12 protein-coding genes and 5 pseudogenes are annotated in these 13572 nt (G+C 69.8%); 7 read left to right on the top strand and 10 right to left on the bottom strand.

The genetic code is table 11. The features are described from left to right. Positions 1-594: 594 nt before the first annotated feature. Positions 595-1524, top strand: a complete 930-nt coding sequence (locus LJ657_RS04370) for a Ppx/GppA phosphatase family protein (protein WP_232646871.1) — start codon at positions 595-597, stop codon at positions 1522-1524. Between the two features lie 88 nt (positions 1525-1612). Here the strand turns inward: LJ657_RS04370 and LJ657_RS04365 are convergent. From LJ657_RS04365 to LJ657_RS04335, 8 genes and pseudogenes are all read right to left on the bottom strand, one after another. Beyond that, positions 1613-2564 (bottom strand): annotated as a pseudogene (locus LJ657_RS04365) (diaminopimelate decarboxylase family protein); the annotation flags it as partial. Next, positions 2559-2672 (bottom strand): annotated as a pseudogene (locus LJ657_RS49320) (sensor histidine kinase KdpD); the annotation flags it as partial. The pseudogenes LJ657_RS04365 and LJ657_RS49320, both read right to left, overlap by 6 nt. A 1-nt stretch (position 2673) precedes the next feature. Continuing rightward, positions 2674-3357, bottom strand: a complete 684-nt coding sequence (locus LJ657_RS04360; protein WP_232646870.1) for a response regulator — start codon at positions 3355-3357, stop codon at positions 2674-2676. A gap of 132 nt (positions 3358-3489) precedes the next feature. Next, the gene (locus tag LJ657_RS04355; protein ID WP_232646869.1) at positions 3490-4158 is read right to left on the bottom strand and encodes a potassium-transporting ATPase subunit C; all 669 of its coding nucleotides are present in this window, start codon (positions 4156-4158) and stop codon (positions 3490-3492) included. 6 nt (positions 4159-4164) lie between these two features. Next, positions 4165-6303, bottom strand: coding sequence for a potassium-transporting ATPase subunit KdpB (kdpB, locus tag LJ657_RS04350; protein ID WP_232646868.1), 2139 nt, complete (start codon positions 6301-6303; stop codon positions 4165-4167). Next, positions 6300-7964, bottom strand: coding sequence for a potassium-transporting ATPase subunit KdpA (kdpA, locus tag LJ657_RS04345; protein ID WP_232647397.1), 1665 nt, complete (start codon positions 7962-7964; stop codon positions 6300-6302). Before kdpA ends, kdpB begins: the two co-directional genes overlap by 4 nt. 32 nt (positions 7965-7996) lie before the next feature. Further along, on the bottom strand, positions 7997-8086 hold the full coding sequence (kdpF, locus tag LJ657_RS04340) for a K(+)-transporting ATPase subunit F (protein WP_016434100.1): 90 nt from the start codon (positions 8084-8086) through the stop codon (positions 7997-7999). Beyond that, the gene (locus LJ657_RS04335; RefSeq protein ID WP_232646867.1) at positions 8083-8256 is read right to left on the bottom strand and encodes a hypothetical protein; all 174 of its coding nucleotides are present in this window, start codon (positions 8254-8256) and stop codon (positions 8083-8085) included. Before LJ657_RS04335 ends, kdpF begins: the two co-directional genes overlap by 4 nt. Positions 8257-8654: 398 nt before the next feature. Here LJ657_RS04335 and LJ657_RS04330 point away from each other — a divergent pair. Both LJ657_RS04330 and LJ657_RS04325 read left to right on the top strand, forming a co-directional pair. After that, positions 8655-8777, top strand: a pseudogene (locus LJ657_RS04330) (RNA-guided endonuclease TnpB family protein); the annotation flags it as partial. 10 nt (positions 8778-8787) lie between these two features. Further along, a pseudogene (locus LJ657_RS04325) lies at positions 8788-9225 on the top strand (Na+/H+ antiporter); the annotation flags it as partial. Positions 9226-9289: 64 nt separating this feature from the next. Here LJ657_RS04325 and LJ657_RS04320 read toward each other — a convergent pair. Further along, positions 9290-10315: a GlnX family signal transduction membrane protein gene (locus LJ657_RS04320; protein ID WP_232646866.1), complete on the bottom strand. Its 1026-nt coding sequence runs from the start codon at positions 10313-10315 to the stop codon at positions 9290-9292. Continuing rightward, complete coding sequence (locus LJ657_RS04315; RefSeq protein WP_232646865.1) at positions 10303-10488, bottom strand: hypothetical protein; 186 nt, start codon at positions 10486-10488, stop codon at positions 10303-10305. The genes LJ657_RS04320 and LJ657_RS04315 overlap by 13 nt, the downstream gene beginning before the upstream one ends. 19 nt (positions 10489-10507) lie before the next feature. Between LJ657_RS04315 and LJ657_RS04310 the strand changes: the two are divergent. From LJ657_RS04310 to LJ657_RS04295, 4 genes and pseudogenes are all read left to right on the top strand, one after another. After that, positions 10508-11077: pseudogene (locus LJ657_RS04310) on the top strand (amino acid transporter); the annotation flags it as partial. A gap of 104 nt (positions 11078-11181) precedes the next feature. Then, positions 11182-11700, top strand: a complete 519-nt coding sequence (locus LJ657_RS04305) for a hypothetical protein (protein ID WP_232646864.1) — start codon at positions 11182-11184, stop codon at positions 11698-11700. 407 nt (positions 11701-12107) lie between these two features. Then, positions 12108-12500 carry a hypothetical protein gene (locus LJ657_RS04300; protein ID WP_232646863.1) on the top strand — a complete coding sequence of 131 codons (393 nt, stop codon included), beginning with the start codon at positions 12108-12110 and terminating at the stop codon, positions 12498-12500. Between the two features lie 5 nt (positions 12501-12505). Next, complete coding sequence (locus tag LJ657_RS04295; protein ID WP_232646862.1) at positions 12506-13174, top strand: nucleotidyl transferase AbiEii/AbiGii toxin family protein; 669 nt, start codon at positions 12506-12508, stop codon at positions 13172-13174. Positions 13175-13572: the final 398 nt, after the last annotated feature.

Raw genomic sequence — 13572 nt, 5'->3', positions numbered from 1 at the left:
AGGCTTCCGCCCCGCCATCGAGCACGTCCCGCACCCCGTTCGAGCCGTACGCCGGCGCCACCACCCCCGCGGACACCAACTCGTCCACTTCCCTCCACACGGCGAGCCTCACCAGGCCGAGGTGGAGGCTGCGGGCGTGCGGACCGGATTCAGCTCGGCCCCCGTGGGTGGCGAGCTCCTCGGCACCCCCCACGAAGCCCGGGGAGAACACGGAGGTCGTGTTGTGGTGCAACGACGTTGACGACCTGCACCGGACGGCGCTCGCCGCGGGAGGCGCGCACGTGACGAGGCCGACCAACCCGCCGGACGGGCGTCCTCGGTACGCCTGGCCGCGCGATCTCGTGAGCCACCGCGTGAAACTCGCACAGGAGCACGGCTGTCTGCGCTGCGCCGAGCAGGGGCGGTCAGGAGATCTCCTTCACACTGTCCGCCGAGGAAACCCTCCGCGACGGCCGGCGAGCACTGGCGGTGACATGATGGTCACCCGGTGCCCGGATTCGCGTGGCGCCGCCCCGGCGACTGCGCCGACAGCAGCCAGGGGAAGGCGGTCGGATCCCGGGAGCCGAAGGGCTCGCAGGGCGGAGAGGCGGTGGGATGCGGCAGGCAGGGGTCCTGGACGTCGGGTGCCACAGCGCCCTGCTGACGGTGGCGCGGCAGCGTACGGGCGGGGTGCTGGAGCCGGTGCTCTCCCGAAAGGTGCGCCTGAGGCTGCATCAGACCCTCGGCCCGAGCGGGCGGCTGCGGGAGTCCGGGGTGAGGAGCGTGCAGCGGGCGGTGGCCCAGGCGGTCGCCGAAGACCCGCGGCTGCGGCTGCCGGAGCTGTTCGCGTTCGCCACCTCCGTCATCCGTGACGCGCCCAACCGCGATGAGGTGATCGAACAGGTGGCCCGGTCCACCGGCGTCCGCCTGCAGGTGCTGCCGGGCGAGGAGGAAGCCCGGCTGGCATACGTGGCCGCCCGCCGCTGGGCGGGCTCCGGGGACGGCCCGCTGCTGGTCCTGGACATCGGCGGCGGCACCGTGGAGATCGCCTCCGGCACCACGGACCAGCCCGACACCGTGTGCTCTCTGCCGCTGGGCGCCCGCACGATCACCCGTGAGTGGCTGCCCGGCGGCACCGCCCGTTCCCAACGGCGCCTGGCCGAGGTGCGCAAGCACCTGCGCCGGTCCATGGGCACCATCCCTGGTCTGCCGCAGGCCGAGCCGGGCGGGGATGTACTCGCGTCCTCCAAGACGTTCGCCCAGCTCGCGCGACTCGCCTCCACCCGGAACAGGCGCCCACGCGCGCCACGGCACCTGACCCTGTCCGCGGTGCGGGCCACGATCCCCCTGCTGGCCGGCGCGAGCCCGGCCCGCCGCGGCAGGCTGCCGGGCATCTCCGCGCACCGCGCCGAGCAGTCCCTGGCCGGAGCCCTGGTCGCCGAGGCCCTCATGGAGGCCTGCGGGGCCGACCGCGTGAGCATCTGCCCCTGGTCCACCCGGGAAGGACTGCTCCTGGAACGCCTCGACACACACCACACGAGCTGACCTCGGGCCCCTGCGCATTCAGCAGGCGGATGTCGTGCAGTACGTCCAGGACAGCCTGTTGTGGTGGTTGATCCCGCCGCCGGCCCGGCTACAGTCCCACGTCGCGCCCGCGGATGTCCTCCAGGGACTCGCGGCGGACCAGGAGGCGGGCGATGCCGTCGCGTACGGCGGCCACCGGTGGGCGGCCGACGAGGTTGTAGCCGGAAGCCATGGACAGGTGATGGGCGCCGGCCACGGGGACGGCGAGCAGGTCGCCGGGGCGTATGTCGGCGGGGAGTCGGGCGTCGGATGCGACGATGTCGTCTGCCTCGCAGTGGCGGCCGACCACGGTGACCGGAGCCGGGGCCTCGGCGCTGTGCCTGCCGATCAGGCGGGGGGCGTAGCGGACGCCGTACAGGGCCGGGCGCGGGTTGTCGCTCATGCCGCCGTCCACGGCGACGTATGTGCGCGAGCCGGTGCGCTTGACGGACAGGACGCGGTACAGGGCGATGCCTGCGGGGCCCACGACCGCCCTGCCCGGCTCGATGATCAGCCGGGGCACGGGAAGCCCGGCCGTGGCGCAGGCGTCGGCCAGTTCGGTGCGGATCTTTCGGGCCAGTGCCGTCAGGGTCCAGGGCTTCCTCACCGGGGCGGTAGGCAATGCCGTGACCCCCGCCGAGGTCGACTTCGGGCAGGGCCGGGCCGTGCTGCTCGTGCAGCCGGGTCATGAGGCCGACCATGCGGCGTACGGCGGCGACGTACGGCTCGACGCTCGTGATCTGCGAGCCCAAGTGGCTGTGCAGTCCGGTGAGTTCGAGCTGCGGCTGGTCGAGTTTGCGGGCGATGGCGTGCTGGGCGTAGCCGTCGAGCGGGGCACCTCCCGCTCGAGCGAAGCCGAGAGTGGGGGCGGACAGGCCGAACTTCTGGTCGTCCGTGCCGGTGCGGATCTTCTCGTGGCCGCCGGCGCTGATGCCGGGCACGACCCGGACCATCACCTTCTGGTGGCCGTCGGGCCCGACCGCCGCGGCCAGTCGTGCGATCTCGGACGGGCTGTCCACCACGCAGTCGGCGCCACGCTCGATACGGCGGTGTGCCTCGGAGAGCATCGCGTAGGTCTTGCCGACGCCGGGTGCCGCGCCGAGGTGGATCCGGAGCTTGCCGCGCGCCATGTCATCCCTCGAAGCGGTAGCCCATGCCGGGCTCGGTGATCAGATAGCGGGGGTGGGCGGGGTCCGTCTCCAGTTTGCGGCGCAGCTGGGCCATGTAGACGCGCAGGTAATTGGTCTTGTTGCTCTGCGAGACGCCCCAGACCTCCTGGAGGAGGTGCTTCTGCGTGATCAGCCGGCCCGGATTGGTCACCAGGATCTCCAGCAGGTGCCACTCGGTCGGGGTCAGCCGCACGTCCCGCCCGCCCAGGACGACCCTTTTGGCGAGCAGGTCGATGCTGAAGTCCGCCGTCTCGACGAGGACCGTCTCGGGAACGAGCGGCGTGTCCTCGGTACGGCGGACGGCGGCCCGCAGCCGGGCCAGCAGTTCGTCCATGCTGAACGGCTTCGTGATGTAGTCGTCGGCGCCCGCGTCGAGCGCGGCCACCTTCTCGTCGGACCCCTGCCGGGCGGACAGGACCAGGATCGGCACCCGGGTCCAGCCCCGCAGGCCCTTGATGATGTCGACGCCGTCCATGTCGGGCAGGCCGAGGTCGAGCATGACGACGTCGGGCTGCCGCGCGGCGGCGAGCCGGAGGGCCGTGGCGCCGTCGGGGGCGGCGTCCACTCCGTACTTGCGCGCCTGCAGGTTGATGACGAGGGCCCGTACGAGCTGCGGGTCGTCCTCCACCACCAGCACCCTGGTCATGGGCGTGTGCCTCTCCTGTTGTACGTCGGGCCCTGCGCGCCGGCAGCAGGGGACCGACTTCACGGCGGTGGGAGCCGGCGGATCCGGGGGGATTCCCCGGCCGCCGGCTCCCATGCGGATCGCGTAAGACCGTCACTTCTTCGCTACGAGGGCCTTGAGCGCGATGTTGAGTTCGAGGACGTTCACGCGGGGTTCGCCCATGAAGCCGAGCGTGCGGCCCTCGGTGTGTTCGTCGACCAGCTTCTGGACCTGGGTGACGGACAGACCGTTCTGCGCGGCGATCCGGTGGACCTGGAGATCGGCGTAGGCCGGGGAGATGTCCGGGTCGAGGCCGGAGCCGGAGGAGGTGACCGCGTCCGCGGGAACGTCCGACGGCTTGACGGTGTAGCCGGACACGGAGTTGTCCTTCACCACCGCAGCCTTGGCGTCCTCGACCTGCTTGATCAGGACCTTGCTGTCGGCGGACAGGTTCGTCGCACCGGACAGGATCAGCTTGTACTGCGTGTTCAGGCTGTTGCTGCCGAGCCCGTTCGCCGGGCGGCCCTGGAACCATTTGAGGTCCGCGTCCGGCGTCTCCTGCCCCTTCTTCAGCGGCAGGTTGTACGACTGCCCGATCAGCGAGGAACCGACGACCTTGCCGTCCGCCTTGATCTCCGAGCCGTTCGCCTTGTTGTGGAACAGCGCCTGGGCCACGCCCGTGACGACCAGCGGGTAGATGACACCGGTGACCAGGGTCAACACGAGGAGGGCGCGCAGGGCCGCCCCGAGCAACCGGGCGGTGTTCGTAACCGAGTTGTTCATGATGGGTCAACCGATCCCGGGGATGAGGGAGATGAGCAGGTCGATGAGCTTGATGCCGATGAACGGGGCGATCAGCCCGCCGATGCCATAGATGGTGAGATTGCGCCGCAGCATCCTGTCGGCGCTGACCGGCCGGTACTGCACGCCCTTCAGGGAGAGCGGCACCAGCGCGATGATGATCAGCGCGTTGAAGATGACGGCCGACAGGATCGCGGAGTCCGGCGAGGTCAGGCCCATGATGTTGAGCTTGTCCAGGCCCGGGTACACGGCCGCGAACAGCGCCGGGATGATCGCGAAGTACTTCGCGACGTCGTTGGCGATGGAGAACGTGGTCAACGCGCCCCGGGTGATGAGGAGCTGCTTGCCGATCTCGACGATCTCGATGAGCTTGGTCGGGTTGGAGTCGAGGTCGACCATGTTGCCGGCCTCCTTGGCGGCCGACGTACCGGTGTTCATCGCCACGCCGACGTCCGCCTGGGCGAGGGCGGGTGCGTCGTTCGTGCCGTCACCGGTCATGGCGACGAGCTTGCCGCCCGCCTGCTCCCGCTTGATGAGCGCCATCTTGTCCTCGGGAGTGGCCTCCGCGAGGAAGTCGTCGACGCCGGCCTCCTCGGCGATCGCCTTGGCCGTCAGCGGGTTGTCACCCGTGATCATGACGGTCTTGATGCCCATGCGGCGCAGCTCGTCGAACCGCTCCCGCATGCCCTCCTTGACGACGTCCTTGAGATGGATGACGCCCAGGATGCGGGCACCCCTGTCGTCCTCGACGGCGACGAGCAGCGGGGTGCCACCGGCCTCGGAGATGCGGTTGGACAGCGTGTCGGCGTCCTCGGCGACCGTGCCGCCCTGCTCCTGCACCCAGGCGATGACCGAACCGGCGGCACCCTTGCGGATCCTGCGCCCGTCCACATCCACACCCGACATACGGGTCTGTGCGGTGAAAGCGATCCACTCGGCACCGGCCAGCTCGCCCTGGTGGCGCTCGCGCAGTCCGTACTTCTCCTTCGCCAGTACGACGATGGAGCGGCCCTCGGGCGTCTCGTCGGCCAGCGACGACAGCTGGGCTGCGTCGGCGACCTCGGCCTCCGTGGTGCCGCTGACCGGCACGAACTCGGCGGCCTGCCGGTTGCCGAGGGTGATGGTGCCGGTCTTGTCGAGCAGCAGGGTCGACACGTCACCGGCGGCCTCGACCGCCCGGCCCGACATCGCGAGCACATTGCGCTGGACCAGGCGGTCCATGCCCGCGATGCCGATGGCGGAGAGCAGCGCGCCGATCGTGGTCGGGATCAGGCACACCAGCAGGGCCACGAGCACGACCATCGTCAGATGCGTGCCCGCGTAGTCCGCGAACGGCGGCAGGGTGGCCACCGCGAGCAGGAAGACGATCGTCAGCGAGGCCAGCAGGATGTTCAGCGCGATCTCGTTGGGCGTCTTCTGCCGGGCGGCGCCCTCGACCAGGTTGATCATCCGGTCGATGAAGGTCTCGCCGGGTTTCGTCGTGATCTTGATGACGATGCGGTCGGACAGCACCTTCGTACCGCCGGTGACCGCGGAACGGTCACCGCCGGACTCGCGGATGACCGGGGCGGACTCACCGGTGATCGCCGACTCGTCGACGGACGCGACGCCCTCGACGACGTCACCATCACCGGGGATGATGTCGCCGGCCTCGCAGACGACCAGGTCGCCGATGGTCAGCTCGGTGCCCGGTACCTGCTCCTCGGTCTTGCCGTCCTTGGACAGCCGACGCGCGACGGTGTCGGTCTTGGCCTTGCGCAGGGTGTCGGCCTGCGCCTTGCCGCGGCCCTCGGCGACGGCCTCCGCCAGGTTGGCGAAGACCACGGTCAGCCACAGCCAGGCGCTGATCGCCCAGCCGAACCAGTCGCCCGGGTCCTTGAAGGAGAAGATCGTCGTCAGGACCGAGCCGACGAGGACCACGAACATCACGGGCGACTTGACCATCACCCGCGGGTCGAGCTTGCGGAACGCGTCCGGCAGCGACTTGAGCAGCTGCTTGGGATCGAAGAGGCCCGCGCCGACGCGTCCTTCGGCGGGCTTGTGCCCGGTGGGTACGTCGCTGTGCGGCGCCCTGGCCGGGGTGGCTGTGGACATCGAGTCCTCTTGGTTCTCTTTACGGGTGGTCATGAGGCCAGCCCCTCGGCCAGCGGCCCCAGCGCCAGGGCCGGGAAGTACGTCAGACCGGTGATGATCAGGATCGCGCCCACCAGCAGACCGGTGAACAGCGGCTTCTCGGTGCGCAGGGTGCCCGCGGTCTCCGGGACCGGCTTCTGCTCGGCGAGCGAACCGGCCAGCGCCAGCACGAACACCATCGGCAGGAAGCGGCCCAGTAGCATGGCGAGTCCGGTCATGGTGTTGAACCAGTCGGTGTTCGCGTTCAGGCCGGCGAAGGCCGAGCCGTTGTTGTTGGCGGCGGAGCTGAAGGCGTACAGCACCTCGGAGAAGCCGTGCGCGCCGGAGTTCAGCATGGAGTGCGGCGGGGTCGGCAGGGCCATGGAGGCAGCCGTGAAGATCAGCACCAGGGCCGGAGTGATGAGGATGTAGCAGGCCGCCAGCTTGATCTCGCGGGTGCCGATCTTCTTGCCCAGGTACTCGGGCGTACGGCCGACCATCAGACCGGCGATGAACACCGCGATGACCGCCATGATCAGCATGCCGTAGAGGCCGGAGCCGGTGCCGCCGGGCGCGATCTCGCCCAACTGCATGCCCAGGATGGCGATGCCGCCGCCCAGGCCGGTGAACGAGGAGTGGAACGAGTCCACCGCACCGGTCGAAGTCAGCGTGGTCGACACCGCGAAGATCGACGACGATCCGACACCGAACCTGGTCTCCTTGCCCTCCATCGCACCGCCCGCGGCCTGGAGCGCCGCGCCGTGGTGGGCGAACTCGGTCGCCATCATCAGGGCGACGAAGCCCAGCCAGATCGTGAACATCGTGGCGAGGATCGCGTAGCCCTGCTTCACGCTCCCGACTATGACGCCGAACGTGCGGGTCAGGGAGAACGGGATGACCAGCAGCAGGAAGATCTCGAAGAGGTTCGTGAACGGGCCGGGGTTCTCGAAGGGGTGGGCGGAGTTGGCGTTGAAGATGCCGCCGCCGTTGGTGCCGAACTCCTTGATGGCCTCCTGCGAGGCCACGGCCCCGCCGTTCCACTGCTGGTGCCCGCCCATGAACTGGCCGACCTCGTGAATGCCGGAGAAGTTCTGGATGGCACCGCAGGCAACCAGCACGATCGCGGCGATGAACGCGCCCGGCACCAGGATCCGGATCGTGCCGCGCACCAGGTCGGACCAGAAGTTGCCGAGCTCACCGGTACGGGAGCGGGCAAAGCCGCGGACGAGGGCCACCGCGACGGCGATGCCGACGGCCGCGGAGACGAAGTTCTGCACGGCCAGACCGGCGGTCTGCACGACGTGACCCATGGTCTGCTCGCCGTAGTACGACTGCCAGTTGGTGTTGGTCACGAACGACACGGCCGTGTTGAACGACTGCGCCGGATTGACCGAGTCGAAGCCGAGCGAGCCGGGCAGGATGCCCTGCAGCCGCTGGAGCAGGTAGAGGAAGAGGACGCCGACGGTGGAGAAGGCCAGGACACCGCGCAGGTACGCGGGCCAGGTCATCTCGGCGTCGGGGTTGGCGCCGATGCCCTTGTAGACCCACTTCTCGATCCGCCAGTGCTTGTCGGAGGAGTAGACCTTGGCCATGTAGTTGCCAAGGGGGATGTAGGCGAGGGCCAGCGCGCCTATGAGGGCGAGCAGCTGGAGGACGCCTGCGAGTACGGGACCCATGTCGCCCGCTGCGGAAGCAGCTGATGTCACCGTCAGAACCTCTCCGGGAAGATCAGGGCGAGGACGAGATAGCCCAGCAGGGCGACGGCCACGACCAGGCCGACGATGTTCTCCGCGGTCACAGCTTCGTCACCCCCTTGGCAACGAGGGCCACCAGCGCGAAACCCGCGATCGTGGCGATGACGAAGGCCAGATCGGCCATCGCGAACTCCTGGAGTGAGGTTCGTTGAACAGGGACGAGTAGAGGAAAACGCCTCTTTGGCCGGATCGGGTCGCCGTTGACGGCTCTCATACGGCGGCGCCCACGGCTTTGACGGGACTCTTACGCCCTTGATCCATACCGGCGGGTAGGCCGCCGTGACGGCCGATGACCCGGCTCACCTGGTGACCGGAGGATGCCCCGGCGTTCACGCCGGGGAGGAATCCGGCTTCCGCGGCGTCTGTCACGGGAGCGCCGCACCCGACCTCAAGCAGGTGCACGATCTCACTGGTTTGTGGGCACGGAGCGTCCGCATGGCTGCTTGGCGGAGCCGGGGAATGCGAACGCGTGTGCCGGTAGCCGCCGGTTGGAATGGCGATCGCGCTATCCGGGTACGGGCGTGCGGTTGTCGTACGTACGGTCTTCTCGCAAGGCGTCGGCAGGCTGCGGACGTTCGGTCCCGGTGTCGTGGAGGGGGTGAGGGTGTGGCGGTGGTGGGGGCGGTCGCGGAGGCTGCCGGGCACGCCCGGTGGACGTTCCGCCTGCGCGTGTCGTCCACCGCGCTCGCCGCGCTGCTGGACGAGTGGGACCGGTGCCTGTGGGTGTGGAACGAGTCCTGACCACTCGGTCGTGGTCGTCACCCTCGTCGTCCAGGGCTTCACCCTCGCCCCGGTCGTCCGCCGCTCCGGCATCGCGCTGGAGCCCGCCCACACCGCGCGCGAGGAGGCCGAGGCCCGCTCCCACCTCGCCCATGCCGGCCTCGCCCGCCTGGACGAACTCGCGGAGCTGGAGGTCGTACCCGAGGTCGTCCTCGACCGCCTCCGCCGCGGCCTGACCGCCCGCCTGGACGACGCCCGCGACCGCCTCGCCGAGCACAACGGCACGGACGGCGCGGCCACCGAGTCCGCCGACCGCGTCTACCACCAGCTCCGCCGTGACCTGATCGCCGTGGAGACGGCCGAACTCCAGCGCCTCTACGATGCCCACGCCATCAGCGACACCACCCGCCGCAGGCTCCAGCGGGCCCTGGACCTGGAGGAGGCCCGGCTGGCGGACGCGTAGCGCTCCGCGGGCAGGCGGTTGTTCGTCTGCGAGTCGGTGGGGCCCGACCGCCCACTGCGGCGGCTCAGCGGAACTCCGCCAGCCGCGGCCGCAGGCCCAGCGCAGCCAGGACCATCGCCGCGCACAACAACCCGCACGCCCACGGAAGCAGGCCGTTCACCGCCGAGCGGCCGTCTTCGGCGGACGACGCGAAGTGGGCGCGGTTGATGCCCGCCACCTTGTCCAGCGCGGCCATCCACGCCCCGAAGTGCGCGTTGGACGTGCCCTGCTCCCACCCCATGCAGAACTCCACCGCCGCCCGTTCCTTCCCGGCCGCCAGCCGCGCGCGGATCTTCCGGTCGTCGCGCTGGTGGACGGCGTACGTCCGCACCGTCTTCTCCGCCGCGGCCTGCTCGCCGGGGAAGGTGATGTTGTCCAGCTCGCGGCGGAACTCTCCGGTGCAGCGCAGGTCGTGGTGGTCGCTCTCGTACGCCTGCCAGGTGGTGGCGAGTTCCGAGTCGTACGTCGACAGGGTCGCGCCCTTCAGGCCGTACAACTGCTGCGACTTGGCCAGGGACGACTCCTCGTACTGCGCCTGGCGCTGCGGGTCGAGCAGGTAGCGGCTCTCGTCCGCGTTGGCGTCGTAGGCGATGGCGCGGGCGCGGCAGAGGGCGACGACGGAGTCGAACGCGTCATGCCGGGCCCCGCGCAGGTGACCGGCAGAGGCGGACATCATCTGTGACCCGAGAATCACCGCCAGCAGCGAGCAGACGGTGGCGGCGAGCACTCCGGGGTTGAGGATGCGCCGGAGACTGCGCGCGAGGTACCACTGCAGGACTCCGGGCACGGCCGGCAGCAGCATCCCGAGGACCAGGACGGCGCCGAGCTGCGCGGAGAGGACAGAGCGCGCCGCGGAGTACCCGGCCTCGAAGGCCGCGTTGTTCGAGGCCACCAACGTGCGTGCGGCGGGCAGGAGTTGGGTGCGCAGCAGGTCGGTCGCGCGGCGGTGGTCGGCCAAAGCGCCTGCCTTGCCTCCGCGGTGGCCGTCGTTCTCCAGGGCCCGGCCGATCAGCTCCTGGTACTCGGCGAAGCCGTCGGTCAGCGACTCCACCGTCTTCTCGTCGGCCGGCTGCCCTGCGCGGCGACGGCGAGAGTGCGCAGGTCGGGCCCGATCTCGCGCCAGGCGTCGCCGTAGAAGCCGACGGCCTTTTGGTACGGCGTCTGCCGGCGGCCCTGCCCCGCATCACCGTTGGCCAGCAGGACGTTGGCGGCCTGGGCGTCCATGTCGTTCAGGGCCAGGCCGAAGATCGGCCGCGCTGGTATCGCCGGCATCATCCTCGTCTCCCTGCTGTCCCGACTGGCCCGCGCCTTCGAACTGCGCGTCATCAGCGTGACGCTGGACGACATGGCGGAACGATTCATCCGCGACGCGTCCCACCGGCGCATCCGCTTCCTCGCGAACGAGCCCGGCAGACGCGACAAGGCCCCGTACCGCGACAAGGTCGAGCAGATCCGGGCCGACCACGACCTGCCGGAGCAGGAGGACTTCGTCTTCGTCGAGGTCACGGTCACCGACCTCTCCGAGTTCGAGGCGGGCCTGACGGTACGCGGAGAGGTCCTGCACAACCGCTACCGGGTGCTGACCGTGGAATCCTCCTCCCTTCCCAACGCCCTGGCCGCACTGCTACTCCACGCCCGCGACACGACGGGCTGCATCCCGCACATCCACTTCGAGTGGACCGAGGGCGGCCCCTTCGCCAACTTCCTGCGCTTCTTCCTCGTCGGCCAGGGCGAGGTCGCCCCGGTCACCCGTGAGGTCCTGCGCGAGGCAGAGCCGGACCGTGGGCGCCGGCCGCGCGTACACACCGGCTGAGGCTCCGGCGACCGCGTAAGGATCCCGTCAATATGCGCCCGTACGGCGCTAGGAACCCATCAGCGGCGGCAGCCGGCCGCCGTACGGCCGTCTAGCGTCGGGGCATGGAACGGAGCGGACCGGCGGCCCCGGCCGGCGACCGCCACTGGCGTGGCAGCGCCCGGCTCGCGGTGAGCTGCGCGCTGGTGTTCCTCACCATGACCCTCCTGGTCGACTGGGACGCGGGAAGCCTGACGCCCCTGCGCACACTGCTCTGGACCGCCCTGTCGGCCGCCGCATGCGCCGTCCTGCTACCGCCGCGGGTGACCGCGGGTCCCGGCTGGCTGGCGGTACGCGCCCCCTGGCGCAGGCGCGTGATCCACACGGATGAACTGACGGCCGTGCGGCAGTACGACGGTGTCTCCTCCCACCTGGTCCTGCGGGACGTCCACGGCCACAGCCTGCAACTCGACCCGAGGATCCTCGCCGCCAACCCCCTGCTCTGGCACGAGCTCGACACGGGCGTACGCCGCTCCCTGGAACATGGGACGCTGCACCTGGGAGCGGAGGTCATGGAGCGATTGGGGCACCACATCGACGACGCTGCGGTCCAGGCGGTGCTTCGGGCCTCGGGACTTTCCTGATCTGCAGAGGGTACCCTCGCTCATCCCTGTCCGCCCCTGCCCGATCATCGTCCTGATATCGCCCGTAACGCCCACACCGAACATAATGCGCACGCACAAAGCCGCAGGTCAGGAGCCCTTCGCGGCCGGTTCGAGGATCGCCACGCACTCCAGGTGATGCGTCATCGGAAAGATGTCGGCCTGCGCGAGTCATGGAAAGGAGCAGGTCAGAGCCGCTTTCTCAGCTAGACCGGCAGCGTGTGGGCGCTCAGAGCGTCAAACGAGCGTCACGGCCGACAGTCCGTCCCGCCTACTCGGGTCGGGCCAAGCTGCCGCGACCAGCTCCCCCCGCAGGCACGGGCCCCCACTCCAAACGCCAGCTGTCTCATCATGACCCGTGCCACTTCTCCGACCGTCATAATGGACTCATGTCCTCCAGCCCACAGCATTCCGCACCCACCCCGAGCGACTTCTCGGGCGCGGTCGCCGAGGACCTCGCCCTGTACCAGGAGAAGTTCCGCCGCCGTCTGCCGGAGTCGCTGGACGAGCTGCACGGGCCGACCCACGGTGTCGTGGATCTGCCCCTGCACATGGCCTGGTCCGGGCTGACTTCGTACGACCTGGGCAAGCCACGCCAGCGCATGGGCCTGTACCGCACCGTCCTGCACGAGGGCCTGCACGACGACCTGCCCCGCTACCTCAACCAGGACCTGCTCCTCCAGCTGTGGCCGGTGCTGCGCACTCTCGTCGGCCGCACCGTGCGCGCCGTATGGGAGGACGCCTTCCCTCAGCTCGCATCCCGCACTCGGGCAGCCGCGTGACGGACATGCCGGAGCTGCACACGCGGCTCCTGGCGGATGTGATCGCGCTCGGTTCCCCGTATCCACTGGTTCTCACCGGCGGCTACGCCGTGCGGGCGCACCGCCTCGTGAACCGCCCCAGCCAGGACCTCGACGTCGCCACCGAGAACCCTGCGCCCATGGCCGACATCGCCGCCACGCTCCGCGCCGGCCTGGAAGCCCGCGGCTGGAAGGTGCACGCGCTGGAAACTGCCCCGCTGTCCGCCCGCTTCACCGTGTCCGACCCGACCACCGGCCAGGAATGCGAAGTCGACATCCTCAAGGAGATCTTCTGGCGGCCGGTCACCCAGAGCCCGTACGGGCCCGTCCTCGCGGAGGAGGACGTCATCGGGACCAAGGTCCGCGCCCTCGCCGACCGAGGAGCGCCCCGCGATCTGATCGACGTGTTCGCAGCCTCGCGGCGATGGACAAATTCCGAGCTCGAAGAGTTCGGCCGCCGCCACGCGCGCGGCCGCTTCGAGCGCGAGGATCTGCAGGCTAACCTCACGGGCGCCGAGTGGACCGACGATGAAGCCTTCGCCGCCTATGGGCTCGATGACACCACGATCACCGCTGTCCGCGCTTGGGCCGTGGAATGGGCCGACGACCTCGCGGCTCGCCTCCTCGAAGAGGGCGATGATCCGGACTTCGACTGATCGTTTGCGGATGAGATCTTATCCGCAAACGATCAGAGCAGGAGCCTAAAAATGAGTAGGTAGGGAAGCAATCGGTCGCGAGCTTGTCCCACATCAAGCACACCGGGAAGGCCCTGAGAAGATCAGTACACGGGCATGATGCAGGCCCCAATAGCCCGGGTGATCAACTGGGGTCGACCCGCGTGCGTCCCTACTCGCTTGGCCTCCAGAGCCTCGGCCGTCGGCAAGTCGGTGTGCACAAGGCAGGCGCCGTGCGCCACCGGACAGCTGTACGCCGCGTCCGGCGGTCGGCCCGAGGTGCGCCCCTTCACGGACGGCCAGCGCAGAGCCGCACCGGCCTGCCAGCAAGACCGTCCGGGTCGCGGTGTACCTCGCCGCGCCTGATCGGCTACCCGCAA

The sequence above is a fragment of the Streptomyces guryensis genome (genome assembly GCF_021261325.1).
Lineage (GTDB): Bacteria > Actinomycetota > Actinomycetes > Streptomycetales > Streptomycetaceae > Streptomyces > Streptomyces guryensis.
Note: the sequence above shows the minus strand (reverse complement) of the source record. Positions and strands in the feature narration are given on the sequence as shown.